Source organism: Psychrobacter sp. TB20-MNA-CIBAN-0197 (genome assembly GCF_040309765.1).
Taxonomy (GTDB): domain Bacteria; phylum Pseudomonadota; class Gammaproteobacteria; order Pseudomonadales; family Moraxellaceae; genus Psychrobacter; species Psychrobacter submarinus.
Genome location: NZ_JBEOPC010001287.1, coordinates 1 through 241, shown reverse-complemented (window position 1 = coordinate 241; position 241 = coordinate 1). Strand labels below are relative to the sequence as shown.

The 241-nt window shown below is 58.1% G+C and carries 1 pseudogene; it reads left to right on the top strand.

Going from position 1 to position 241, the window contains the following annotated elements:
* A pseudogene (locus AAEY83_RS18110) lies at window positions 1–241 on the top strand (Holliday junction branch migration DNA helicase RuvB); the annotation flags it as partial.

The window sequence follows — 241 nt, the reverse complement described above, 5'->3', positions numbered from 1 at the left end:
GGGCCGGCGGCGCGTTCTATCAAGCTTGATTTGCCGCCCTTTACTCTAGTTGCGGCAACCACCCGAGCAGGTCTGCTGACGTCGCCATTGCGTGATCGTTTTGGGATTGTGCAGCGCTTAGAGTTTTACAATATAGCTGACTTGACGACGATTGTGAGTCGTGCCGCCCGCTTGATGCGTGTACCGATGAGTGAAGACGGGGCGGTAGAGATCGCGCGCCGTGCACGTGGGACGCCAAGGA